Source organism: Paenibacillus sp. OAE614 (genome assembly GCF_040546645.1).
Taxonomy (GTDB): domain Bacteria; phylum Bacillota; class Bacilli; order Paenibacillales; family Paenibacillaceae; genus Paenibacillus_AQ; species Paenibacillus_AQ favisporus.
This window is the reverse complement of record NZ_JBEPOD010000001.1, coordinates 897,733-922,808: the sequence shown is the minus strand read 5'-3', so window position 1 is coordinate 922,808 and position 25,076 is coordinate 897,733. Positions and strand designations below refer to the sequence as shown.

Sequence of the window (25,076 nt, the reverse complement as noted above, 5' to 3'; positions counted from 1 at the left end):
TAGGCTCCTTTAAGGGGTAATATGGCGGTTTTCGTCCCCAATTCGTCCCCAAAATAAGGAATTAAAAAGCTTTATGCCAGCTAAAAAAATCACCAAATTGAGTAAACTTAATTGCTCACAACATTCTTTAATATATGTATTTAAATGTCTAATGTATTGATTTTAAACTTTGTACAAGATTCAATTTTATCGGGTTATTTTAAAGAGATATGTAATGTCCGTCGCCAGCTTTTGCTTGGGCTAAAAGCGTTAAACTTCCGCCCTTGAGTCGGTTGGGATAGACGACGGAGGGGGTATAGCTGGAAGATTTGCGTTTCTTCCGAATGACCGAGGAAATCGACAACTTCTTCATGAGTCGCCACACTTTCTTATTGTTAATGATATATCCTAGCTCTCGCAAAGCGACCTTCATACGGGGACATCCGAAATAGGGATCAGAAGGTGAATCGCTACCATGTGCTTCTTGATTTCATTACTCGTGAATATCGTTCCTAGCGTGCGGACGCAGTTGCCCCTTGTAATAGCTTGCTCTCGGGACTCCAACAAGGGTGAAGAGCAGCGTCCCTGGAAACTGTCCCTTTAATTCTTCGATAATCCTGTAGTGCCCGTGTAGGCTGAGCTTCCCTCGAATACCGCTTTTTTAGGTAATCCACCTGCGCTTTCAGCTAGTCCATTCTTCCTTCCTCCACCGTTTTAAACTTCGTACGTTGGCGTACTTTAGGAGGACTCTCTTTACGTGTGTCGTAAACCTCTCCCACTTTGTACTTCTTCACCCAGTTCATAAGTTAGGTCTTACTCCGAATACCGAGTTGCTTACTGAGCGATTCATATCCGCCTTTCCCTTTCAGATAAGCACGTACAGCTCAGTTTGAATTCCTCGGTGTATGTCTTTAATGTCTGACCCTTGATGGCCGTATAAAAATCCCCTCCAAGTATTCTCCGACCTCATAACATCATGAGGTCTTTTGGGAGTGTCTAATTAGAGAGGATAATACCAATTTGGATGTTCTTTTTCACGATTACAGCGCTGTAAAGCGAATCAACAAATTTTATTTTCTTTATTCTACTGATATTAAATAATTATAAATTAATCTTTTATTTAATTTATACTCAGTTAATTTAGCAGCGATTTCTGAAATGGTAAGATGTTGAGGTTGGTTGCTTGCGATATCTCTAAAGAACGCTTTTACATTTTCAGTTAAACTCATTAAACCCTGTGGTAATAGAACAACAGTACCTTTTGGTGCAAATGCTTCTCTATGCGTTTTATTACTCGGATGAACTAAAACCGGAGTTCCTTTCATACCAGCATACGTATCATTGAACCAGTTCATACTATTGCTTATCTGTTCTGATTCGGACTTATAAATTTCCGTTCTTGAAATCTCCACTTCATTTTTGGCTTCAATAATCAAATAATCATCGTCGTATAGGTTCCAAAGAACATCACAACCAACACCAAATTCTCTTTCTGGTTCCTGGCTTTCAAAACCAAGTAAGCGCCCCATTTCTGCAAAAGCATTTTCAAATTGTTTAGAAGTCCCTGGTGCAAAGGCAATCTTATCAAGTAGATTACTAACATGTAGAATAATTCCATTAGACTCACTAAATCTTGAAATAAACTCTTTTACTTTAGCAGCTTGAATGGTATTCCGAGCATTTATTTTAGAGTATTGTATTCCCGCTGGAGGCTTAAGCAAGAAAGTGTTTATCTTGTGAGAAGAAAGCTGAATCTCCATGGCTCTTGCTCTATTATCTTCATACAAATAAGAAGCTGCCAATTGCATAAACCAACTCTTATCAGTATCCTCAAGCTGAGGATTTTGATTTATGAATTGTAACAAAGTTTCGCCCGCTTGAGTAAGTTGACCTGAACAAGCTAAATCAAATGCTTGTCTTTCTACTACTGATGAATCTACATATTGAACGTACACAAACGGTTTATTAGATTTTGCAATCTTTTGTTTGTGTAGTTTTACCCACTTCTCATCTCTAGCTATACTTCTAGTTATTGTTGAAAGGAGAACTTGAATCGGAGTTTCTGCTGTCTCCTGTTTAATGAGTCCAACTACTTGTGTTCCAAGTTTAATCTGTGCAACAGTTTGAGGAGAAACCAACGTATCAAACTCATTAGTCGAAACAAATGAAACCAAGTCAGAACCACAAAGAAGGACCACGCAATAATCATTTACTGATCTTACTGCCCTTCCTAGTCCCTGCTCAATCTTCTGAGCTTGTGCAACTTTTAGCATTTTTGATTCTGGTCTTGCATACAAACAAAACTGCTCGAGCAACGTTGTTGCATTAGGTAAATCGTGTATTATCAGTATTCTACACATTTCATCTGGTAGATCTACTCCATCATACCTATTAGAAAGCACGACCTTGTTTCCGACAGATGATCTCAGTTTACCTAAAACATTTTTTATTTCGTGGGGCTGAGGCCTTTTAAAGACATTCCTTTCCCATAGCTTAGCTTTATTATCAGATGCGACGAGACTAACTATATTCAGACTGTTAATTTTAGAGAGAGTTTCAGCAATATTTACTGTATTCAAACTGGAATCAATCAGAAATGGTGAAAGAATCATCCGTTCGCCAATATCACTTGCAGATTCCGGCGAAAGTGGACTTAAAACTGCTTCTTTTGAGACCTGCATGTCTTTAATCAGTGCAGAATCATCATTCAAAGTTGCGGACATAAAAATACGCCTTTTTGCTTTCTTAAACGATGGTATCTTTTGTATCGGCAAACATTTTGGGGTTATTTCAATCCTATCAGCAGAGACTAACATATGATAATGTTTTAAAAAATCCCTCACAATAGCCCATTTAAATACTAATTCTTGATCATTGTTATTATCACGAGCATAAACTGAAATTTTTTGTGTAACAACTTCGACCTTCTCAATCCACGCCCAATAAGGTACCATGAGGATACTAAACTTGTCGCTACCTTCAACAATATCTGTTGCTGTACCTAGAGATTGAGCCTTGAGACTCTCCATAAACATACCAGCTAATTCTTTATATAATGAGTGAGTACTTTTAAAGCTTAGTGTGAATACTTCTCGAGCTTTTGATAAAGCAGCGTGTGCATCGTCAACCACTATACTCCCTACATTTGTAACAACTTTCGTCACATCACCTTGTATACCGAACACTGACTTTGCATTGAATAGTTTTTGAAAAGTTGTCACTAGTACAGCATTACCATTTATAAAATCAATAGGAATTGAGTTGTCAGCCTCAAAAGTTACACATCTAACTCCCAGTTTACTTCCGTCCTCTATTACTTGATCTACTAATTGATTGTCTAGGCACAAATATAGCGCGGGACCACAACCCTCATTGAGAGAAGATTGTAGAAGCAACAACCCAACGGTTGTTTTACCTGCTCCAGTATTCATTTTAACAATTAGATCATCATCATCTCTTCTGTCAAACCATTTTAAGAGAATCTCCTGCTGATCCCCTCGAAGATATGAAAACTTCGGATCTCGGATCAAAGTATCGAATATCTCCTTAGGATGAATAGGTGCTTCTTCTTCTGAATCTTCAAGTAACTTTCCAAAATCTATCATTTAAGCCACCCCACTCTATGTAATAAGCATCTTAGATTATACATACTCAGCTATAAAAAGTTTGTCGCAAAATGTCTAATACACTAGTAATAAATCACAAAATAAAATTCCCGTTTACTAATGGCTATTTCCCGTTACTATTGTAGAGAAAACAGGGCCTCCCACCAAGGGTTCCAGTATACTTCAAAGGCGCGTGAACCTTTCTGTTAACTGCATTAATCTTTTAAATCGTTGTTTACCAAGGATTCGAAGTACATTATTATCCCATTTCCTCAAACAACAAAATATTTATCTAAACTATCGCATGATCTGTTCAAATTAGGTAAAGAGATTAATTAGCTAATCCAAATCATTAATTTTCAATTGCCTGTTTGAAGCCATAAGACTCAATCAAAGCTCTCTCTTCATCCTTTAAAATTGGGACACCCCAAACTAAAAAATACTTTGCCCTAGTATTTGCAACATATCCAATACGTCCAGATTCTAACTCTCTTTCAATCCACTGTTTCCAATAACCACTTCCTGAAGTGTGGCGACTTGAAACCAACATTACACTATCAAAATCCTTGCCTTTAACAGAATGAATTGTGTTAATTGAAATGTTGCTTATATTGCCTTTAGTAGTATAAGCAGAAATACGAGAATTAGCAGTACCGCGTGGAGATATTATTTTAGGTAAATCTTCAAAGCCTCTCTTCTCACTATCAAAATCAGAAAGGTCTTTATACGCTTCTTGAAGTATGCGCTTATAAATATTGTTAAAATCCTTGTACCACGTGGAATATTCAATATCATTAAACCTCACCAGTTCCGGGTATGCAGCACATCCATCCAAAAAGTCTTTAATAAAGATTCTCCATCTATAAACAGAGTCAATTGCAATTGGACAATAGTAGTTACTTCTTGTTTTTGCGCCCCCAAACCATTTATGAATATGGCTACTTGCAAGTTCCAATGCCAACATCCGTGAGTTGGGTGTGTTTTCAGTCCATAATTGTAGGGCATCTAAAATTGGATGCTTACTTTGGTTAGTGTTTGTCTCAAAATCCTGTTTTAATGCTTGCTGCCGCACCAAGATAGCTGACCTTCCGAAGGGTATATCTAGTTTCTCAAGTAAATTAGCATATTGTTGTTTAAGCACTGCTAAGTCCTGATATTCCAAGTAACAAACACTTTTATCACCAAATTTATCAACTGCTAATCCACGTATTGGTAATGTAACATCTAATAGTTTATTGGATATTTTCACGATTGAATGACTGCTTCTAAAATTATCAGTTAAATATAACTTTTTAAAACTAGACAAATAATTGATCGTAGTCGCTGGATCTGCACCTTTAAATTCATAAATTGATTGGTTAAGATCCCCAACAAAATGTAGGATAGCACCGCGCTGCTTTAATTGATCAAGAATGTTAATTTCTATCCAGGAGAGATCTTGACACTCATCTACAATAATAAGAGGAAACCGCGTAGCTATTAGCGAAGCTAAATAAGCATCCTTTTTTAAAACTCTATACGCAATACTATTTATATCCTCAAAGTTAGCGAATCCATCCTCAAAAAAAGCCTGTTTCACTTTTCCTATTTCTTTTTTTATGTAATCAAGACTTAATAATCGATCATTCCTTTTCCTTTTTCTATAATCCTTAACAAACTCTTGCACTCTAGTTAACTGATAATATTCTTTCAATGGAAGCTTATAATTTTCTGAATAATAAATAATAATATCTTTTATCTTATAATCGTAATATATTTGGTGTGCATATACATCTTTTCCTGATGAATTTAGGTTCATGTACGGAAGCTTATATTTTTCCAGCCAGTGATTTTTATAGATAGCTAAGCTTTTGTCAACAAGCCTATACGAGGCGTCTCCTCCTCTATTTTTATGTTTAAAGTATTTATATCCGTAACTCTGAGCAATAAACCCGTGAATGAATCCAGATAAGGTGCCTATATAGTGTGGGTATAACGTATTTAAACCAGAAAATATTTTCACCCGCTCTTTAATAGTATCTGTCGCCTCGTTAGTAAAAGTAAGAACCGCAATGCCGCTGTTCTTAGAACTCCATTTATTGATCTCAAATGCTGTCTTCATTCCAACAACCTCAGTCTTACCACTACCTGCACAAGCTTCTAAAAAGATGTTTTCTGTGGTAGGCGAGAGAACATATTCTAATTGTTGATCTGTTTTTTCCCTCACTTTATTTTGTATCAGAGATATATATGTACTCGTAGCTCCCTTATTACTACTCAAAGTGCTTATGACCTCTCGTTCCATTTCTCCCTTATTCATCTTCAATCTCACCACCACAAGCCCAAATTATTGATTTTCTAATATAATCAGGAATGTTTATGATATTACTTATGTTTGCGTAAATATCTTTAATATTTGATTTTGTAACATTGATATTATCCAACTTCTCTCTTATCTGAGATTCCAAATGCTCTGTTAACTCTTGTGCGTAAATTCCTTTCCCAATTTCATCAGCATCAATATGTTTGAATATGTATTCAGCATCTTCCCTTAGTTCATGTTCATTTTCTAAGTATTTATTATTTTTTGAAACTATTGAATTGCATCGGTTTTTTACTGCTCCCTCAGTCGGCCATAGATCATGAACTACCTTTGCCATTATCTTTGTGTTACCATTTATGGCTAAGTCGTACTCAAATGTTTTTAATGGAGAAGAAAACAACCGCCCCCACGTACTCTGATTAATATCATTAACAAGTTGAAGTGCACTATTGGCACCTATAGGCGGCTTGCTCGGTAAAGGAAAAGTATCTTCAAGTTTAGTTAAGGGTTCATCATCTTTGTCCATTTTCAGCTGACCCTGCTTATCATATACAAGAACCTTAAGTTTAGGAGGATCATTATCTGTAATTCCTGAACAAAAAATAGGCAAATGTATCACACTTGAAGAACCTTCGCAATTCGAAAACAACTTCATGAAATGTTTAAAGTTAATTCCATTGATATTTATTGTAGAAACACCAGCTTCCTCCAAGGAAGTTGGTAACAATCTTCTGGATTCATCTAGGGCCTCTTTATTATATTGGGCCAACACTATCTTTGCGAAAGTAGGTATAAGCATAGCCTCACTGATGCCTTCTACAAAAATTATACCTTTTGAAAACAATAGTGTAGATTTTGTAACATCAAGCCACCTATTAATATAGTTTTTGCTTTCACCTAAATCTATCTCCTTTAATGGAGTTGCAATAATCTTATCTTCCATTTGCGAAATATGAATTATATTATTTGAATCAATAGAAGAGGCTAGCACTGGAGAATGTGTAGTTATAACAACCTGCAAGTTCTCCAGATTTCGGGTTACCTCTTCCAAATACTTTATAAATTTCACCTGAAGCTGGGGATGTAAATGTGCCTCTGGTTCCTCAATTAATAAAACAGTCATCATATTATTTTCTTTTAACAGTTCAAGCTCTGCAAATACAGTAGCAATATATAACAAGTTGTTGTATCCCAAACTATTGGTAGCAATATCTCTAAATTTATCTGGATCACTCTGCTGGATACCAGGGAAAAACACCATCTTTATATTTTCCACAATTTTATTGAATGATGTCTCTGCAAATTGAAGATTTATACTCTGTCCAAGTCGTTGCCCCAAGGCATCCTCAAGCTTAGTATTAATATTATTCTTCGCGGTTTCAATTTCATTGTACTTATTTTCTGCATTACTTGTAATTTGTTCATTGAACTCACTTACATTCTGTACAAGTATCTCCTTATTGTTGCCATATTGTTTTTTTAGAAGCTGTGCAAGTCTGGACCTCTTTCCGTTAACAAGTTTCTCCTCAGCATCTCGAAGAGGGGGAAGGTAGATACAATCAATATAATCAAAGGTTTCCTCTTCAAAGATGCTTGACTTTGATGCCCCACCCCAAATTTCTTTCTTATAATAACCCTTTCTATTTGGATTTGAGCTAACCTCTAAATGCAATTGCGCATCGAAGTCTGCATCGCACCAAGTTAGAAATGTAACTTGTTCATTTGATTTCAAGGACTCCAAAGTAAGGTCTATTCTTATATTAGGGGCTGAGTATTGCTTATCCAAAGAAATAAAAAAATCGTCCTCATCTATATTCATATAAGAGAACTCGTTTTCCCGAAGAATAAGTCTTAATGCATTTACAATAGTTGTTTTACCAGAACCATTTTCCCCCACGAGCACATTGAGCCCTTTGTTAAGCCTTATTTCAGAGCTTCCTTTAGTGTTTTTATAGCCCGTAATATTCACCTTAGATATATACACCATATAACCCACCAATCATTTTTTAGCTGGAGTGAAACGACTACAAGCACAGAGAAGGAGTAGGGCATGTTAACCATTTGTCTTTATTAGGCGCCTTAATCCAACATATAGATGTGGCAAGATCTATAATTCCAAATAAGGAAATCAACTAGACGGTTTACTTAGTACAGAAGTTAAAATGCCTAGTTTGTCCTCACTGTATCATATTCGCAATATTTTAATATTCGACACCAAAACTGTTCTCCCTGCCTTAAGACCTATTTGTTAAAGACGAAAGAAACACATCCCCTCAAGTCAACGGGGCTGGCTTTAATTAATAGCTTCATAATTATAAATATTCTTACTTAGAAGGCCTAGGAACAAGTTCTCAGTAAAACACAACAAAAACTGACATAGCTCATGAAACCACGTCTTCAAAGTCCAAAACATGTCGCCATACGTCACACTCAACCTGTTCCCATATCAATATTTGCAATCTTAATAATATCCCCCCAAATTTTACATTAAAAATTTAAATCTAGTCCCTCCAACATAACATTAGAAAAAAACGAGAAGAGTTACGCCCCGGTTATCCGGTTCTTTTGCAGCCCGGCCGTGCGTGTCATTCTCGCCTTTTCTATACTTATATATTATCACAATAAAAATGTCCGATGATATTCAAAATCCCTCTCCAATTGATTGATACATGCTGACATACTAATTCCAAGAAACGAGAGCTAAGACGAGCAAGATCGGAGCCACTCCTCAATAGTTTCCTTATGAAAAATAATTCTTCTCCGTATTCTCAAGAAGGGTATTTGCTTTTCCCTAACCATTGTATAAATGGAGTCAGGGGAGACTCCGAGTAATTCTGATAACTCAGCAACTGAGTATGTAATTTTTTGACTCAACCTTTATTCCTCCTTTATAAAAGGTACTAAAAAACCAATCCTTTTTACAATAAGGATTGGTTTTTTAACTTGTTTATATGGGAGTACTACATATTTGTAGCAAAGCATCTCACGTTAGAAACTCAATTGGAAGTTCAACTGTACCGGTATAAAATGTGGCATTTACTCGTCCAGGTATAACAGTTTCCATATATCCGTACTTACAATTGAATTGCTCCAGTATTTGTCTTAGTAATTTAAATTCACGTCCTGAAATTTCAGGGTTAAGCAGTTCAACAATAAACCCTTCTGGCTGTGTCTCAACTCGCAACTTTAGTGAAAACTGCAGATCATTCAGCACTGCGCATCTCACAACATGATACTCATTTCTTTGACCCTGGAGAAGTGAAATCAATTCATTAATTGTATTTACCCTGTCGGGAATAAGTGCAATATAACCTATATCCCATTCGTCATCTGGTTCTTCATTCATAAGCCAACTTAATGGAACTCTGCATAACAAGGCAAGATTTGCGAGGAGTCGATAATCATATCCACGCTTCGCTTCATTTTTAATAAAATTATTCAATTGAGGTGCATTAATACCAAAGCAATTCTTAATATCTTCCCAAGTCATACCCGTTGATGCCATATTAAGTAAAGCTTTGCGCCGCGTACTTACAGATAACCTTCGAAGGTATCTTCTGAAATCATCATACTCCTTTTTTATTTGGGGTATCTCATACCAAAACTTTTCCCCATCATTTTCATGATTGAGTACATACTCATCTTCAATTAGTTGATAAAGATACCTATTAGCTTCTTCAGTTGATTCAATTTTGTCTTTATTTGAATTTGAATTATTCAACCAGGCTTCGTATTTTGCCTTACTTTCTTTAGTCATAATGTTGTTCATTAAATTGTTGTAATATTTCAAATGCTGAGTTGTTCGATATTTAGAACCGGATCTTGGTTTATACATCAAAATCACCAAGTCCAGAATAATTCTTATTCATTGAAATTAGAACTCTGCTACAAATTCGTAGTGCATGTGAGTTTTATCGACTTCATGGAAATTAATAAGGTCAGTCCCAAACAATAAATTTTCACCAGACAGTTAACAGGAGCTTGTTCTTGTCCTCGACTAAATGTATGGACATCCCTCACCTCCTAAGTACTGATAACCGCGTAAAATAAATGTTTAAGGAGAAGTCGATATGAAAAAAAATGAGCAATTTGTTTCGAATAGTGATGTTGCAGGAGTTCAAGATTTGTGGAAAGGGGCGAACATTTTTTCGTGGTATGCTTCTACCACGCATAATTCTTCGCACATGAGTCTAAATGTTCCCCTTTCAGTTGATACTTTTAATAAAGAAATCTCCGGGGGAGAAACCACCATGGAACATGAAAATAATAAACCAGTTGGTGAAATTCACTGTTTATACGAGTGGATCTCCATACATTTAATTGATCATAATATTGGCCCAAACTCAGTAAAAGAAATTCTAAAAACGACTAAAGTTCGTTCACCAATTAGGCTTTACAATCTTTATATTTATACATTATCACTTCTGGATTTTTTCGAATTTCATCTAAATGTATCTCCCTCATACCTTCGGGATGAGGACCTCTATAATAATTACCATTTATTTGGAGAGTTTCTTCAAAACAAGACTTGTCCATCGATTCGATATTACAAAAGTCTAATGAAAAAAATTGGCTTAAGTAAGTCGAACATTGAAAAAGTAATGAGCAGGGCTAAGTCTTCTTCTTGGAAACCAAAATTTTCATCAGAAGATTTTATAAATCCTTATTTTGAAGCTCACAAGAAATATTTACGCCTTCTCGGGATAAAGGAAGATACGATTCGCCAATATTCACAGTACCACTTTTTGTTTGTGAATTGGCTTATCAAGACCTCCTTTAACTCTTATGAGCCCAATGATTTCCCATTGGAAATGGTTACATCAACACATTTAGAAAATTTTAAGTACTACTTGCTTCAACTCGTTAATGAGGAAGTTTACAGGGAGCATACAGCCAGTAATATTTTCTACGAAATCAGATCAGTGTTTAACAATTTGTATAAGAAGGGAATCCTGAGGCATTGGATATCTAGAGAAGTGACACCTATAGATTTTAAACATTACCAATACCGGGAGATACCAAGTGATCAAGAAATTAAACACTTTTTGAAAATCGTTTCTCAATATTCACCTTTCCCAGAATACCATTTACTCGGTTACTTGCTTATGTTAAATCTGGGATTACGTAAAAGCGAAGTAGGGAATCTAAAATGGGAACATATCAATTTTGAATCTAAAAGTGTTATCATTCACGGCAAAGGCGGATATACAGATGAACTGCCAATTCCGTCAAACATTTTACAGCTAATGATAAAACTACATTCTCACCAACCCCATCATCAAGGTGTATTCCAAGAGTTCGCAACGAATATCGAAATATCACTTTACGAATACAGCAAGCTATTCGCAACAATGGCGGATTGGAAATCTCCAGGTGGATTACACTTGCTAAGACATACCTTTCTCACCAGGCTGTCTAAACATCCAAACTGTACACCTCAACAGCTTATGAAGCTAGCTCGACACCGACGGCCAGAAACGACGGCTCTATATATCCATAGGAACCATAGCGACTTAATCGATGCCATTGAAAAAATCAATTTTAAATAGGAGGTATTATGATGAGTTTCATTGAACGGAAATCCAAAATTTCCTCACTGAGAGAGGAGTTACTTTCGCTAATTAGTCAGTACGGACATCAAATAATGACAGAAGCAATTGAAAGTTCTATGCCAAATTTAATACCCAATACAAAAAAGGATAATGGCATGGAGCCCTCATTTCATGAAGCTTGCACGTATTTTCTACAAAGTGGTAAATTCAATTCGCTAAGCGATACTACAAAAAAGAGCTACCGCTCAGAAATTGCCCAATATTCGAAATTTATTAGCAAGACTATTTCTGAAGAGAACCCTTCACTCTCAACAGCAATAAGGTCTGAGTACCTTCTAAAATTTCTTGAACCATATAAGAAAAGCAATACTTATATGAAAAAGAGTGCCTTTTTTAGAACGTTTATGCAATGCATATTCTCATATTATCATGGTAAAACATTGGACCAAGACATGAAAGATCTATTGCCTATAATCTGGAGTAGAGATGAGCTCCCTAAGTCCTTCACCAAGTTAGAAACAGCCGAGTTACTTTCATTAGCATCATCAACGAATCATGGTGACAGAGACTACGCTATTTTATGGACCCTTCTTTCGTCTGGCATACGCCTCAATGAACTTTGTAACTTACAAATCAAAGATATTCTATTTGAGGAACAGATAATAATGGTTACCCCCAAGCGTAAACCACGTGATAAATCCACAAGCAAAGTTAAACGTATAATAACTAAATTGGGTCTATCAATCCTAACAGAATTCATTAATTCCCGGTATCACCATAAGAAAATGACTTTATCAGATGATAAGTATGCGAATTTGTATATTTTCTCTGCTTCTAAAGGAGACAAACCGATATCTGGGCGAGCTATTCAATATATGGTTCGAGATTTAGTTAATTCTGCAGTCAGTATTCCTACCGCAAGGAAGCCGCTGCTTACTGTTCACTCATTTAGGCATACTTTTGCAATATACGGCCTGGAATCTGGACTCGATATTTATACACTCAGCAAATTTCTAGGGCACAGTTCAGTTCAGTCTACTTCTCAATACTTAAAGCTTGCAGATGATCAACTTAGAAATGCCATAAACAGACATCCGTTTGCAAAAGAGATATATCTAAAGATGGAAAGGAGTTTATAAAATATGTGTATAATTCTAAGCACCCATTATTATAAACAATGGTATAACCATTCCCATGTTGCGCAAACAACAAAAGCTGCTATGACTAATGAATTAAGAAGACTTGAAGATTTTTTGATTCAAACTGGTTTTCCAGCGGAAGAAAAGATAAATTTTGATCGCTTCTATTATGATCCTACCACCGAAGTATATGAACCATTTGATGAAGAGATGATTGATAATTATATTCTTCACCTGAAAATGAAAAATTCTTCAGACAACTTACTATATAATTCAATTGTCTATCTAAGATCCTTTTTTAAATTTTTAAAGGCAGCTAATCTAATTAAACATAATCCCGTTGCCTTCTATCGTAACTCACACTATAAAAGGCCAATACGGAATAAGTGGCTGTCAGTGGATGAATGTAATAAGTTACTTCACCTTGCCATAAATAAAGACCCAGATTTGAAACAAGACTATGTATTACTGCTATTGATGATTTCAACCGGACTCCGAAATAGCGAAATAACCAACTTATGCTACCATCAGATAGATTTTGAAAGAGATGTTATTTATGTTGATAAAGGCCATAAAACTACAGCGAGTACAGTTTATATGACTAATACTCTTAAGAGGGTTCTCAAAGAATACACTAATCACCCCGACTATAAAAAAAGGTTGAGTAATGGTAATCAGCGGTTATTTTATACGGACACCGGAAGAGAGCATAGTCCTGCGAGCTTAAACATTAAAATAAAAAAACTATGTAAAAATGCAGGGATAACTCATGTAAATGTTTCCCCTCATTCTTTTAGATTTACTTGTGCACGTCTAATGTTCGAGAGTGAGATTAGTCTCGTCACTATTCAAAGGCAACTAAGACATAAATATTTAGCCACCACACTTAGATACTTAGGTTTAGATTCTGCATCTAAAGAATTAATTGAAGACCTTAGTAATATTACACCAGATGTTGATTATGAATGACATAATTATAAATGCTGTACTTTCAACATTTTTTTAGAATTGGCTACGTTCTTAATGCAAAAAAAATTTAATTTCAGCTTAGAATAATGGGGATATAAGCTTTCAAAGATACCTAAGAGGAGATATCCAATTTGGCTTGAGGAGAGCCATTACGAGCATCTTAGAGGTAAAAGATGCCAATTTAGTGTGGTAAATAAATATTAACTAAACATCACGAATTTGTAAAGCATTAAAAAGTAAGATATAGGTTCATAAGCTAGAAACTGTTTTGATAAAAGACTGCAGTTTTTGCCAGCCTTTAATTATGATTAAGTGACAAATGATAGAACATTGACTTTGTCACTTTAATCATAATTATTATGTTGATTCTTCACAAATTCGAAATGCATAAAGTCCTTCTCATAGATTTTAAAAAAAACTATATCTCATGTGTTGTTTAATGCTGTAGCTAAAATATCACTCGCCAACATCCTCGCTCCACTAATTCCTTTAAGGTATTTCAACGGGCCTTCTGCACCCCATTCCATTCCTTTTAATCGCTTAACAGACTTTTGTATAAGGTTGTAATCTATTTTTCCCTGATGCTTGGTTACTGCCGCCAAAAAGATTTCAGCTCCCGCGATTGCCATTGCATTCAGGCAAACAATGTGTGTTAAACGATATTCTTTGTAATTGAGCCACTCCGTATTAAATTGTTCTTTAATGGCATTAAAATAGATCAAACAAAGTGTTAGTTTTTCTTCTTTACTCAGTGACGAGATTTCATCTGGTTTAGTAAGCAGTTCTAAAACTTTATATAAATTTTGAAGTGTTACATGACGTCCCGATACCCGTTTACCGGTGACCGTACCGATAAAATGAAAGGGACTGTCCCCTCTCGTTATCAATTCAGTCGCGACCCAGCTATTTTCATCAGAATTTCGATGGAGATATTTACTTAAAGAAGTACCAATTCCCTTAGCCTTGGTATTAATGGTGTCAAACAGTTCTATCTCTTCGTCTTCATCCAGATAATGAAAAGCCAAGAAAGGAACATTGATTTCTGAATTTGTGTCCTGTGTATAGCGTTTTATTCCCCCTAAACGATGCTGCCCATCCATTAAGGAGGCCTGACCTTTGCATATTAATCGTCCATAAGTTGCTCTTGATTTGTCATAAGGGCTAAATTCCCACCTAGATTCTGCATTTAGCAATATCGGTGTAAACAGCGCGTTTTCTCCTTTGGAGAGATATAAAGCAAAGTCATTACAACGTTTATTATCCACCGGTCTTTGGTAACCTTTCCCCGATGGGTGATCATATGGCTTGACATAGGTAATTTGTAAAGCAGAAGTAGCAGAAAAGTTGCCCAGGTAAGCTACTTTCCCACGCATTTTATACTGAAGAACATTCTCAATAACTTGGTGATGTGGCAATGATGTCATTTGATATTCTCCTTTAAGTAAATTTCTTATTTATACTTCAGAACATATAGTACCTAGGTTAGTCATCTAAAATTTCTAGGCCATTAGCATCCTCCTCTATGTCTTGCAGATCGAATTTTTTTCAGTGTTTCATCCGAATAGATGTGAGGATAATTTGTTTTTAAATACAAAGGCCCGCCATCCATTAATCCACTTTTATATGCATCATTAAGCAATTGAGTAATTGTTTTAGCCCACTCTTCATTTTCAAATTCAATAATGGGCTTATCAAAAACACCATCAGTAAAAACAACTTGATATGTCTTATTAGAATTCAAAAGGTATCGATACATTTTCTCACCCCCTCAGTCCATTGATCCGTAGGACTCAGACTTATCTTCGCCTTTTTGATAAAATAATTCGCATCACTCGGATGTTCGTGTGGCACGCATTTATATTGGAGAACATTCTCCTAACTTGGTGATATAGCAATGATTCATTTTTGATATTCTCCTCTAAATGAATTTCTTATTTATATTTTAGGATATATAACACCTATAATCAATTGGTATTATGTAGTTTAACAACCTTCATTCCTGATCGAAACTTGCCTACTCTTAAATAGAGGTGGCATGATGTCAAATCCATATCTTCAATTAGGTAAAAAGATTAAATTGTATCGGAAAGCAAGGAAATTAACGCAAGAGGAATTAGGGGAGTACTTGAAAATTGATCAGTCTTATATAGGAAGAATTGAACGAGGAGAAGTTAATATCACTTTAGAAACACTCTATAAGATATCAAACGCTCTTCGAATAAACCCTGTTCAACTTTTTGAGGATGACAAAAACGAACGACCCCGGAAGTTAAAATCTGATGTATTAGATAAAATTGATACTTTATTAATCCCTTTAACCGCTAATGAGCTGCAGGGTATCCATCGAGTAATAAAGGAAGTATTAGCACTAAAAAACGGACGCTCTTAATATGACTTATTTAGAACAAAAACACCCTCATTGATATAAAGGGTGTTTTTGTTAATCCCGCATTTAAATATTAATCTATCTTCCAACGTTCCCTGTAAATCTTCTCAGTTTCTTCTTTTGGTAGTTTCAAGAACTCCTCAAAATTAAGGATGACATCAGCTGCATCCATCGACTCAGCATAACCAACTTTATCGAATGCTGCTATTAGTGAGCCGACTGCCTGTTTGGAGGTAAAGCGTAAATCTCAAGACAAGTTGTCTATATATAATTCACTATTAGAAATTGCAGCTCTTTGAAGACCGGGGTCTTTAGCTTTTAGAAATCCAAGAATATTCTCCAGATAATTTGTGATGTTCCCCTCGTTCGAGAGTTTCTTCGTATGAAGCTCTAAAAGTTCGATTAGTAAAGCAACTTTCTCATTATCATTTAACAATTATTTTTCACCCCATTGTGATCGTTTGTCTTCTGATCAATCCTCTATTATGTTACGCGAGACCCTCGCTTAAGTCCTAAGATATCTATTGGCTAATGCGTTAAATAAACCGGGCATTGCCCCCTTGTTAAATTGTTTAACTGGATCCTCGCTTTAATAACCTTACAGTGTAGCCTTTTTTGTGAAGGATCACCGTCCGCATAATGGCTGATAAAAAAAACAAAAATCCTAGAAAACACAGAGGTTTTTAAACATTGCTTCATTTATGATAACAAAGATGGCAAAGACTTTTACTTTTACTCTACAATCTGACTAATTAAGCTTAGTGTATGCATAAGAGTATGTGGTTTCTTTCCCTTGATCAACATCTATGTAATAAGAGTAGTCACTCCGGATTTTGACATAAATATTGAGCGAAGAAGCCTCAATGGGACCCGTATCTAACTTAAAGTTCCCATTGGAGTCGACCATTACCTTTTCTGAACTTATCAATTTAGTAATACCATAAATATCAACTGTAACGGTGCTATTCGCCATTTCAGTCAGATTTCCGGTAAGTTCTAAATTTTTCTCTTCCGTAAATTTTGCTCTAATTGTCAAATCAGCAAGCCATCCGTTTTTTTCATTATCAGAAAGCTCTGAGATATTGTCTGGTTTCCCTAAGATGATATAATCATGCTCCGATAAATTTTTAAGAAACACAATGGCTTCAGCACGGGTGAGAGAATCCTGACCAGCAAACCCCTGAACAGAGGGACCATTCTTACCGGTTGCGTACCCCATTACTAGTAAATATTGAATAGCCTCTTCATTGGTTTTGAAGTTTTTGCCCCCAAGTCCAGCAATAATTTTCGCAACTTCATTTCTAGTTATGAAGTGCTTTCTATAAGTTCTATCAGTAACGCTCTTGTCTAACTCCAGATTCAAAAATTCAGCATATCGGTAAAACTTATCGTCCCAGGATTTATTTGATATTGATTCCTTATTGGTATCAATCCTTTGGATTGCATCAGAATCTTTATAGAGTGTAAATAGCATGGATAAGAACTCAGCCTCTGTTACAGGTTGATTCGGTTTAAAGGTATTGTCAGAATAACCTCCAGCCATCCTCTTTTCTAGTGCCCATTGTATTGCTTGTTTTGCCCAGTGAGACTGGACATCTGCAAACTCTGGTACACTATAAACATCAATCTTTAAAGCAGTAATTTTTCCTTTATATTTTATTTCTACTTTAGCCTCTCCTTGCTTAGCACCGATAACTTTTTGGTCATCAATATGAATGGCGTCAGAATTAGATGTAAGCGATACTTCAGGGGTTACATCGAACGAATCTCCCCCGTTGTAGTGAGCTATCACATTTGGGATATTAACGGCTTCACCTACCCTAATGGATAGAGTTTGTTTATCCGCTTTAATATCCACAAGGTTATCATTAACTTCAGGAATAATATTGAAAAAATGCGTTTGATATGAAATCTCTGCTGAGGTTCCATCTGTCTTCTTGAGGCCTGTAACAACGACAGTAAAATCATCTCCATTATGTATTGGTGATGTAAGTGACGGGCGGAATATAATAGCGTAATTTCTCCCGTAGCTTGCTGTATCTACATTAAAATAATTTTGTTTAAACCAAGCTACGTTACCAGAATCTATTTTCGTATATTGGCTTGGAAAATCTTCAGGCTGCATGCTCTGGTTAAAAATCCACTTATGGTTATCTGATACTGGAGTTAGTTCTATACTTACTTCCGAGGATTCAGGTTTTTGAAAAACAGCAGGATTCAATAGTACGGACCAAGATTGCTGGTTGGTAAACGCCTCTAAAGGAAATGCTCCTTCGCTGGGATACAACGTGTAATTATAGGAGAAATTCGAGCGACTCGATCCAAAACTTGCATTGGTGAAAAAAAACTTTTCTCACCATCTTTTTCTACCCTAAAAGCAAGACCAAATCCGATTTTCTGAAGCCCGGGATTGAGAATCCAACGTCGGTGACCAAGTCGATCAATATTACTTAGATCAGAGTCGTCCATGTATGCTCTAACACTTTTTCTGAGAATGTTTTCGTTAGAATTGAATGTTTCGAATAGGTTAGAACTACTTGTAGAATCCTTACCTCGTTTATAAGTTTCCTCTGGCATATCCGCAGGTTGGGATGGGTAGTGATTTAATTTGCCTGTAGCAGCCAACAGAATTGCACCGAACTGTGCCTTATTGTTTAATTCATCATCTAAGGTTAAATCCGAAGGAAGGCCAGCAATAAAGCGATAAAAGTTCGCTGAATCAACTCCCTCTTGAAGATAACTCTCTTGCAATTTGCCCACTTGATAAGGAAATTGACTGGTTGGTTTTTCGATAAAAGGATCCTCTTGCGGCAAAGCAGGCTTCATCCATTGGTTCCATTTTTCAATAACATCTTTTTGAGTACGCTCAGGGAGCCGACTGTCAATCTCTTGTGCAGAAACCTGTTTTGACACTGCTAGTGAAATCAAGATACAACCCATTACCATTAATGCTGATTTTCTTCCATGCCTAAGCTTCCATCGATTCATTTGCATCACTTACCCTTCCTCCAATAATCAAGCTTATACTAATAACCCTCTGTTATAGATCTATTTACATATGTATAATATCGGATTTAGGGGAACATTTTTCAAATTGTGATGATTAACGGTTTAATCTGGGGACCTTCGTAACTTTAAGCAACCGGACACCCGAAAAAGAGATACATCAGGTAATAATAACAAAGGTATCAAAGCATAGCTAAAAAAACATGAGTCCGGTTATGTACCGAACTCATGTCTTTAATGAAACCTAACTTCTTTGGGGGCACTTCAACATCGAGGTTTTTAAAATTTCTAAAAATTGAAGCCACCACTATCCGGCTTAGTAGGATTAGATATTATTCCGAAAGTAGATAGAATACCAAGATAATATCAACAACGGATAGTATATCCAGTTTGAGTATATCTGTTAATATCAATGGTTAAGTGGCCAATAAGTTCTACGAGAAGCAGGACTTGAGAGTATAGTTCCTATTAGAAACACTCTCAGGGCTAGTGAATCAAAGCAACGCTTCAGAGCATAAGTCTGGATAGCGAAACAAGGATCCCTCAGACCTGCCGAGCTGCAGGTACAGATGAAACTCAGCACGGTAGCTTCTTTGCTTGAAATATTATCAATTTATGAAGATAAATTATACAGTTGTAGTCCTCATCAGAAAAGAGGTGTAATATGAAAAAAAGAACCGATCTCTTATCCATCAAATTTTCAGGTGTACTTTTAATCTTATGGTTAAGTTTTACTTTTTTATCATATAAATATCCGCTGTTAATAATTTTCCCGTTTTTAGCTTTTATTTGGTACCTATTCCCCATAATCCCATTGGTAACATTGCTTTATTTAATAATGAAACACAAGAAGTGGACTATTTCAGAGTCAATTGTTCTTCTTATGTTCATCATACCCGCTTCTTACATATACTTTGTTCCAAATATCATTCATGAAGTTAAAATTCAAACTACTATTCCCACCAATAAAATAGTAAGACAGTTTATGGATCAATATTTTGCTGGAACTGCTTCATCACTGGATAGATCATCTCCTTTGATAAACTACAATGAAAAAACAAAGGTATTAGACATTTATCTAAAAGCAAACCCCGATAGATTCATAGAAAATCGAGATAAAGAGGATAGCAAAAATTTATTGCCTACAGAAAAAGCAAAAATCTTTATTAATGGACTTTTTTTCGAAATGTTTTTACTCCCGATTAATCTTCAGGAGAAAACAACTGTTCCGAGTTATATACATGTATATTGTTATTGGGGGGATACCCTAATATCTAAGCTCAATATTAAGAAAAAAGATGGCCACTATAAACTTATCGAGCCTTACCCAACAATTAACTTAGTTGGGAAAGAAGATTCGTGGTTTTTAGAGTTCGAAATTGATGGTATAAGAGATGAACTGTTTATAAAAAAAGAGCCCCTCACTAATTTCAGTATCAGTTTTGATCCTTGGATACAGCAAATAAAATAGGTATGATCAAAATAACCACTTGAAAGAAGCCAAGACTTTTATCTTAAGTCCCTTTGGTTTCTTATAAATTAACCTAAACCACATCAGCAATCATAAATTACGCAGCAGGTCTCAGAAGGTAGTTAAAGTAATAAAAAGAACCATGACCCTCTATTGAGGTCATAGCTAAAATGGAGTATTCTTCCTGAGGAGGTGATTCTAAATGAACAAGTACATGAAGACCTTAACTTCCCCTATCCATTTTCACACAGCATTGTTGGATGGAACATCAATTTGTGTATTTAACGGACAAGAACTAGTCGGAAGCGGAAAGATTGAGAAGATAACAGAACTTAGTATTAAAATAGCGAACGAGTACTACGTAATATCAGCATGCACGTTTAAATATGCGAGTTAAACAATAAACCGAGTGAATACTGGGCTACGCAGGAGTCACGCCTTAGTCCAGTTTCTCGTTTTGACTTCAGCGCGTATTCGCGGCTCGAGATACACAAAATTCTGATCCTCCCCGGACATAATCCCCTTGCTTTCGCCATAAAAAGCTTTCTTTTCCTTAGGCCAAGGGACCAGCTCAATGATTCCGACTGGCCGCATCTTTCCGGCTCCATCTTGAATGGCTGATAGCCCCTTTTTGTGTATCAATATTTAATTTTGCATTCTGCCAACTCTCCAGCATGGAGTTCCAATACTCAGGTCGAATTGGTAGACAGTCGCTCACTTCTTTCAAGAAGCCATATTTATTGCCAAGCTCAAGAGGTATGATCGTGATCTTTACCCAGGCCCAGTTGTAGAGTGCAGAATCGAGGATTAACTTCCTAGAATTTAATTTGATTGTATAGTCATTTATTCTTTTAATAATATTAATGCTATCATCCATTTGCCATTAGAATTGTTAGTTTCGATAATTTCATTAGCTGTAATGCGCTCTTTTTCCGATACAATCCGTGAAGCTCGGTTGTTCTGCCTTACTGTAGTTTTGTCACTCCGTTCGGAAGTTCGGAAGCCGGCGGCCAGACGATCGCTCCGCTGCGGTTCACGTACCCTCTGATTTCCTCGCGCGAATTCAGAACGAGCAAACTGATCACCGCCAATTCGCCGTTAAAATCGTCAGCCCAATAGAATTTCGACTTGATCACAAAGCGGCCGGATGTATAGCCGTACCTCTGCCCCTGGCCGGCCGGAGCCAGGCCGCCCTTGAACAAACCTCCGGCTTTAAAGCCCTGGATGACTTTGGTGCCCTTCTTGTTGATATAAAAGGTGACTCCATTACGCTCGACAAAAGCCAGTCCTTCCAAGAACGGCTGCGCCATGCTGAACTGCGGTGTTAGCAGGTAATTGCCCTTTTTGTCGATGTACCCGTATTTTCCGTTCACGTAAACTACTGCCGCCCCGTTTGAAAACGGTGTGGCGTGATCATACCGGGGTGTAATGCGGAGCTTGCCGGTGGTGTCGATATAGCCGTATTTGCCGCCGAACGCAATCATTACGGCCGCCATACCTTCGGAGAAATCGGACGTCGAGCTATACCGGTATGGAATGACCAGCTCGCCCTTCGTGTTGATGTAGCCCGATGCTTTGCCCACATTGACCCGAGCCATATGCCTTGGCGTAGATGGGCTGTATGCTCACCTTGCCATGGCTGTCTATATATCCGTACCGTGTCGCCGTACCTCGGTCAGCGTCCTGAACAGAGACTATTTTCCATCCTTTAGTATTGACGACGCTTGTACCGGTTTTGTTGTGAGTGATTGGGAATAAATCACAAAAACATTCGCTTAATCCCACATTTCGCCCGCCCACATACTGCTGATCATAAAATGCTGTTTCGTTCCGTAGTCTTACGGACACAGGAGTTGCTATTTGGTGAAATATGATTATTCTCTACTTACCGCACTACTAGCTCATTACGGGAAACCCATTCACGATTTTTTTATGTACTGGCTGCGATGATATCGCCGAATTTAATCCATTCCCATTCATTCTGGGCTATCGATAATTTAATTTCTTTGCGGAATGTATTTATGACCGTCACGAATCCTGTGAGGTCTCGTGTATGAAATGGGTCAAACACGGTCAGTGTCACCTTGATATGTTCATTGAACGAATCTTGAAGTACTTGCCCGATCAGCTGCCACTGCTGTTCATCGATGGTCGGCTTCGTTTCGCTCTTCACCCCCATTTGATAGGCCAGGATCGCGGTTCTGTGCTGCGGCAGCATCATCCGTGAACTATCAAACAATCCGTTATCGGTTAGCTTCTTACTCATGGCTAGTACCCTCCTCAATACATGGTCCAGTAATCGGCCCCGCGGCTTATGTTAGGGCTCTTTGCAGGTCCAGCACCTCTCTCCCACGCTTGCAAAATTATGATGTGCTTCACTGATGGTTTGTTTTCCCAGCGGATGTATTCCTGTTTCTCTAACTCCCTTAGGGACTGAATAATTTGATTCTTGCGCTTGCCGGCCATGGTTTCAAGCTGCTCCAAGGTCGGCATTTTATTATGCCGGGTCAGGTAATTACTCATGATCCGCAGGAGCTTTCTCTCCGAGTCCATAAGCAAGTCAACCCCCTCCTTGCCAAACATCTGCTCCTGTATTATACCCAAACATTTGTTCGTAAATCAATGTAAAAATTCCCCCTGCCCGTCCCCAGAACTTACCTCCTGATTTCGTTTCTGAGGAACGTTATAATGACGGGAAGAGGTGTTTTTATGTTCATTGAACCGATGTTACTCGAAACTGCACCGAGTCCTTTTTCCCACTCGGATTATATATTTGAACCCAAAATCGACGGTCACCGGATGATTTTCTCTCAGGAATCCGGAGTGATTCGCCTATATACCAGGCACCATAACGATTGCACGCGGCAATATCCGGAGCTGCTCATTCCGTTTGATGATGATATTGTCCTGGATGGCGAGGTCGCGTGCGTGGACCCTGCTACCGGTATTTCAGATATTGATGCTGTCGGTGCCAGATTCAAAGCAGGAAAGCATGATAAGATCGCACGCTTGCGCAAATTGTTGCCGGCAACGTTCGTTATCTTTGACATCCTTCAATACAAAGGCCAGGACCTTCGACGACTGCCCTTAATGGAGCGAAAGGCAGTCCTTATCTCCCTTAGCTTACCGAGTACAGCTTTCGGAGTCGTTCCCTATATCGAGGGGGCTGGAGAGGATTTATTTAACCAGATCAAGGCATGGGGCATGGAGGGCATGGTCGGCAAACGAAAAAATAGCCGATACGTCAGCCACCGATCGATCGCCTGGCAGAAGGTTATCAATTGGTCGTATTGCGAGGTATTCATCACGGGATACCGTAAAGAGAAGTTTGGCTGGCTTACTGCTGTGTTGGATGGGACCGGCAAGCTCCGGCCGACCGGGATCATTGAGCACGGGCCGGGCCCCAAAGCAAAGAAGGCCTTTTACGGTGTAAGTAAGGGGATTATTTCCGGCGAGAGTAAAGACTTTGTATACTTGGACCCCCTGATTCGCGCCGAAGTTAAAATGAGAAACTGGACCAAGGCCGGGCTCCTTCGCGATCCTGTCTTCACACGGTTTATCGTTTAGACAGCAGCATGTTTAAATGTGCATGTTTCACGCTATTTGAATGATTCGGTTGTGTACCTAACTAAGGTTGACTAAATTTCTGATACTCCAAAAAATACCTGCTGTAAAAACTAAAATTTGACCTCTGAGCTCCGAGGTTATAAGAATGCGATCAGATTATATTCTGGTCGCTTTTTTCGTATTGTTTGAGTCACCTGACTCTGTATTTGCAATTAACCGATGAGCTAATCTTGGCTGGTATAAATTGAAGAAGGTCGAACATTCCCATTTTTTAATAATAGAAGACGACGAGTTTTTCTTTTCTTACAAAGCGTAGAATCTGGAGTTATTTATTCAATTTCATCAAAATTCGTCGTCTTCTGTATAGAGAAGACGACAAACAGATATTCGAAAATTCTCGAAGAATAATTTCGTCAATAAACAGAACTATGAGCATAACCATACACTCAGAAGTGCTGATAAAAATTATCACAATTTTGTAATAACTGATTCAATTTGATTCTCGGGTGGGTAACTTTATACATTAACTTAACGCCTCATATACCACTTATCCCTCTGACCAGTTCCTTCTTATCTAAAAAGGATGATGTGCTCATGACTATACTCGTTGTAGATGACCATGAAATTGATCGCACGGTATTAGTTCGTATTCTACAAAAGCTAGGTTATACAGCAGATATTGCAACAAATGGCTTGGAGGCTGTAGCACTCGTTAAAACCAAACCTTATCAGCTTGTTTTCATGGACATTCACATGCCCGATATGGGTGGTATTACGGCAGCTTCGGAAATCCTTTCTTCTACTCCTTCCCCTCTACATATCATCGCAGTTACGGGGGATGGATATAAACGCAAAAGGTGCATAGAACTTGGAATGGTAGACTTAATCGAAAAACCCATTGGGATTCAGCGAATTAGACAATCCATAGATTCTCTTTCCTTATTTCCTTGGCCGGATCGTGAAATCCTGACTGATGTGTAGTCAAACACTGCCTAAGAAAAAAGCCAACTCATTCATCTGAGTTGGCATTTCCCATATTTATCCTCTTCATCGATAAAGAACTCAATCGCGTCTACTTCGTCCACCCCTGAAACCCGCTT

At 37.5% G+C, this 25,076-nt stretch carries 19 protein-coding genes and 1 pseudogene; 7 read left to right on the top strand and 13 right to left on the bottom strand.

Annotated features, from left to right (window positions below):
• Positions 1–199: 199 nt before the first annotated feature.
• From ABIE48_RS04685 to ABIE48_RS04660, 6 genes and pseudogenes are all read right to left on the bottom strand, one after another.
• Positions 200–427 (bottom strand): annotated as a pseudogene (locus ABIE48_RS04685) (helix-turn-helix domain-containing protein); the annotation flags it as partial.
• 631 nt (positions 428–1,058) lie between these two features.
• Entirely contained in the window at positions 1,059–3,584 is a 2,526-nt protein-coding gene (locus ABIE48_RS04680; RefSeq protein ID WP_192715208.1) for a DEAD/DEAH box helicase, read from the bottom strand.
• A gap of 352 nt (positions 3,585–3,936) precedes the next feature.
• Positions 3,937–5,883: a UvrD-helicase domain-containing protein gene (locus ABIE48_RS04675; RefSeq protein ID WP_192715209.1), complete on the bottom strand. Its 1,947-nt coding sequence runs from the start codon at positions 5,881–5,883 to the stop codon at positions 3,937–3,939.
• On the bottom strand, positions 5,876–7,855 hold the full coding sequence (locus ABIE48_RS04670; protein WP_354518389.1) for an ATP-dependent nuclease: 1,980 nt from the start codon (positions 7,853–7,855) through the stop codon (positions 5,876–5,878). Before ABIE48_RS04670 ends, ABIE48_RS04675 begins: the two co-directional genes overlap by 8 nt.
• Before the next feature lie 731 nt (positions 7,856–8,586).
• Positions 8,587–8,760, bottom strand: coding sequence for a helix-turn-helix domain-containing protein (locus ABIE48_RS04665; protein WP_192715210.1), 174 nt, complete (start codon positions 8,758–8,760; stop codon positions 8,587–8,589).
• A 109-nt stretch (positions 8,761–8,869) separates the two neighbouring features.
• Complete coding sequence (locus tag ABIE48_RS04660) at positions 8,870–9,721, bottom strand: hypothetical protein (RefSeq protein WP_354518387.1); 852 nt, start codon at positions 9,719–9,721, stop codon at positions 8,870–8,872.
• Positions 9,722–9,956: 235 nt separating this feature from the next.
• Between ABIE48_RS04660 and ABIE48_RS04655 the strand changes: the two genes are divergently transcribed.
• Genes ABIE48_RS04655 through ABIE48_RS04645 form a run of 3 tightly spaced genes read left to right on the top strand, consistent with a single transcriptional unit; the run spans position 9,957 to position 13,546 of the window.
• Positions 9,957–11,435, top strand: coding sequence for a tyrosine-type recombinase/integrase (locus ABIE48_RS04655; RefSeq protein ID WP_192715212.1), 1,479 nt, complete (start codon positions 9,957–9,959; stop codon positions 11,433–11,435).
• An 11-nt stretch (positions 11,436–11,446) separates the two neighbouring features.
• On the top strand, positions 11,447–12,577 hold the full coding sequence (locus tag ABIE48_RS04650) for a tyrosine-type recombinase/integrase (RefSeq protein ID WP_192715213.1): 1,131 nt from the start codon (positions 11,447–11,449) through the stop codon (positions 12,575–12,577).
• Positions 12,578–12,580: 3 nt separating this feature from the next.
• Positions 12,581–13,546, top strand: coding sequence for a tyrosine-type recombinase/integrase (locus ABIE48_RS04645; RefSeq protein WP_192715214.1), 966 nt, complete (start codon positions 12,581–12,583; stop codon positions 13,544–13,546).
• A 425-nt stretch (positions 13,547–13,971) separates the two neighbouring features.
• Here ABIE48_RS04645 and ABIE48_RS04640 read toward each other — a convergent pair whose 3' ends face one another.
• Positions 13,972–14,970, bottom strand: a complete 999-nt coding sequence (locus ABIE48_RS04640; protein ID WP_192715215.1) for a DGQHR domain-containing protein — start codon at positions 14,968–14,970, stop codon at positions 13,972–13,974.
• A gap of 83 nt (positions 14,971–15,053) precedes the next feature.
• On the bottom strand, positions 15,054–15,302 hold the full coding sequence (locus ABIE48_RS04635) for a hypothetical protein (protein ID WP_192715216.1): 249 nt from the start codon (positions 15,300–15,302) through the stop codon (positions 15,054–15,056).
• Between the two features lie 282 nt (positions 15,303–15,584).
• On the opposite strand from ABIE48_RS04635, the gene ABIE48_RS04630 reads away from it, so the two are divergent.
• Complete coding sequence (locus tag ABIE48_RS04630) at positions 15,585–15,935, top strand: helix-turn-helix domain-containing protein (protein ID WP_192715217.1); 351 nt, start codon at positions 15,585–15,587, stop codon at positions 15,933–15,935.
• Positions 15,936–16,680: 745 nt separating this feature from the next.
• Here the strand turns inward: ABIE48_RS04630 and ABIE48_RS04625 are convergent.
• Both ABIE48_RS04625 and ABIE48_RS04620 read right to left on the bottom strand, forming a co-directional pair.
• Positions 16,681–18,057, bottom strand: a complete 1,377-nt coding sequence (locus ABIE48_RS04625) for an S-layer homology domain-containing protein (RefSeq protein ID WP_354518383.1) — start codon at positions 18,055–18,057, stop codon at positions 16,681–16,683.
• A 131-nt stretch (positions 18,058–18,188) separates the two neighbouring features.
• Positions 18,189–18,926 carry a CAP domain-containing protein gene (locus tag ABIE48_RS04620; RefSeq protein ID WP_354520587.1) on the bottom strand — a complete coding sequence of 246 codons (738 nt, stop codon included), beginning with the start codon at positions 18,924–18,926 and terminating at the stop codon, positions 18,189–18,191.
• Positions 18,927–19,602: 676 nt separating this feature from the next.
• Between ABIE48_RS04620 and ABIE48_RS04615 the strand changes: the two genes are divergently transcribed.
• Positions 19,603–20,409 (top strand): hypothetical protein, encoded by an 807-nt coding sequence (locus ABIE48_RS04615; RefSeq protein WP_192715220.1) that lies wholly within the window; start codon positions 19,603–19,605, stop codon positions 20,407–20,409.
• Between the two features lie 965 nt (positions 20,410–21,374).
• Here ABIE48_RS04615 and ABIE48_RS04610 read toward each other — a convergent pair.
• The 3 genes from ABIE48_RS04610 to ABIE48_RS04600 all read right to left on the bottom strand — a co-directional run bounded on the left by ABIE48_RS04610 (position 21,375) and on the right by ABIE48_RS04600 (position 22,968).
• Positions 21,375–21,992 carry a WG repeat-containing protein gene (locus ABIE48_RS04610; RefSeq protein WP_354518381.1) on the bottom strand — a complete coding sequence of 206 codons (618 nt, stop codon included), beginning with the start codon at positions 21,990–21,992 and terminating at the stop codon, positions 21,375–21,377.
• 347 nt (positions 21,993–22,339) lie between these two features.
• Positions 22,340–22,675, bottom strand: coding sequence for a YolD-like family protein (locus ABIE48_RS04605; RefSeq protein WP_192715222.1), 336 nt, complete (start codon positions 22,673–22,675; stop codon positions 22,340–22,342).
• 14 nt (positions 22,676–22,689) lie between these two features.
• The gene (locus ABIE48_RS04600) at positions 22,690–22,968 is read right to left on the bottom strand and encodes a LexA family transcriptional regulator (protein ID WP_192715223.1); all 279 of its coding nucleotides are present in this window, start codon (positions 22,966–22,968) and stop codon (positions 22,690–22,692) included.
• 150 nt (positions 22,969–23,118) lie between these two features.
• On the opposite strand from ABIE48_RS04600, the gene ABIE48_RS04595 reads away from it, so the two are divergent.
• Together ABIE48_RS04595 and ABIE48_RS04590 are read left to right on the top strand one after the other, a co-directional pair.
• Positions 23,119–23,976, top strand: coding sequence for an ATP-dependent DNA ligase (locus ABIE48_RS04595; RefSeq protein WP_192715224.1), 858 nt, complete (start codon positions 23,119–23,121; stop codon positions 23,974–23,976).
• 594 nt (positions 23,977–24,570) lie between these two features.
• The gene (locus ABIE48_RS04590; protein WP_192715225.1) at positions 24,571–24,957 is read left to right on the top strand and encodes a response regulator; all 387 of its coding nucleotides are present in this window, start codon (positions 24,571–24,573) and stop codon (positions 24,955–24,957) included.
• The last annotated feature ends 119 nt before the right edge of the window (positions 24,958–25,076 follow it).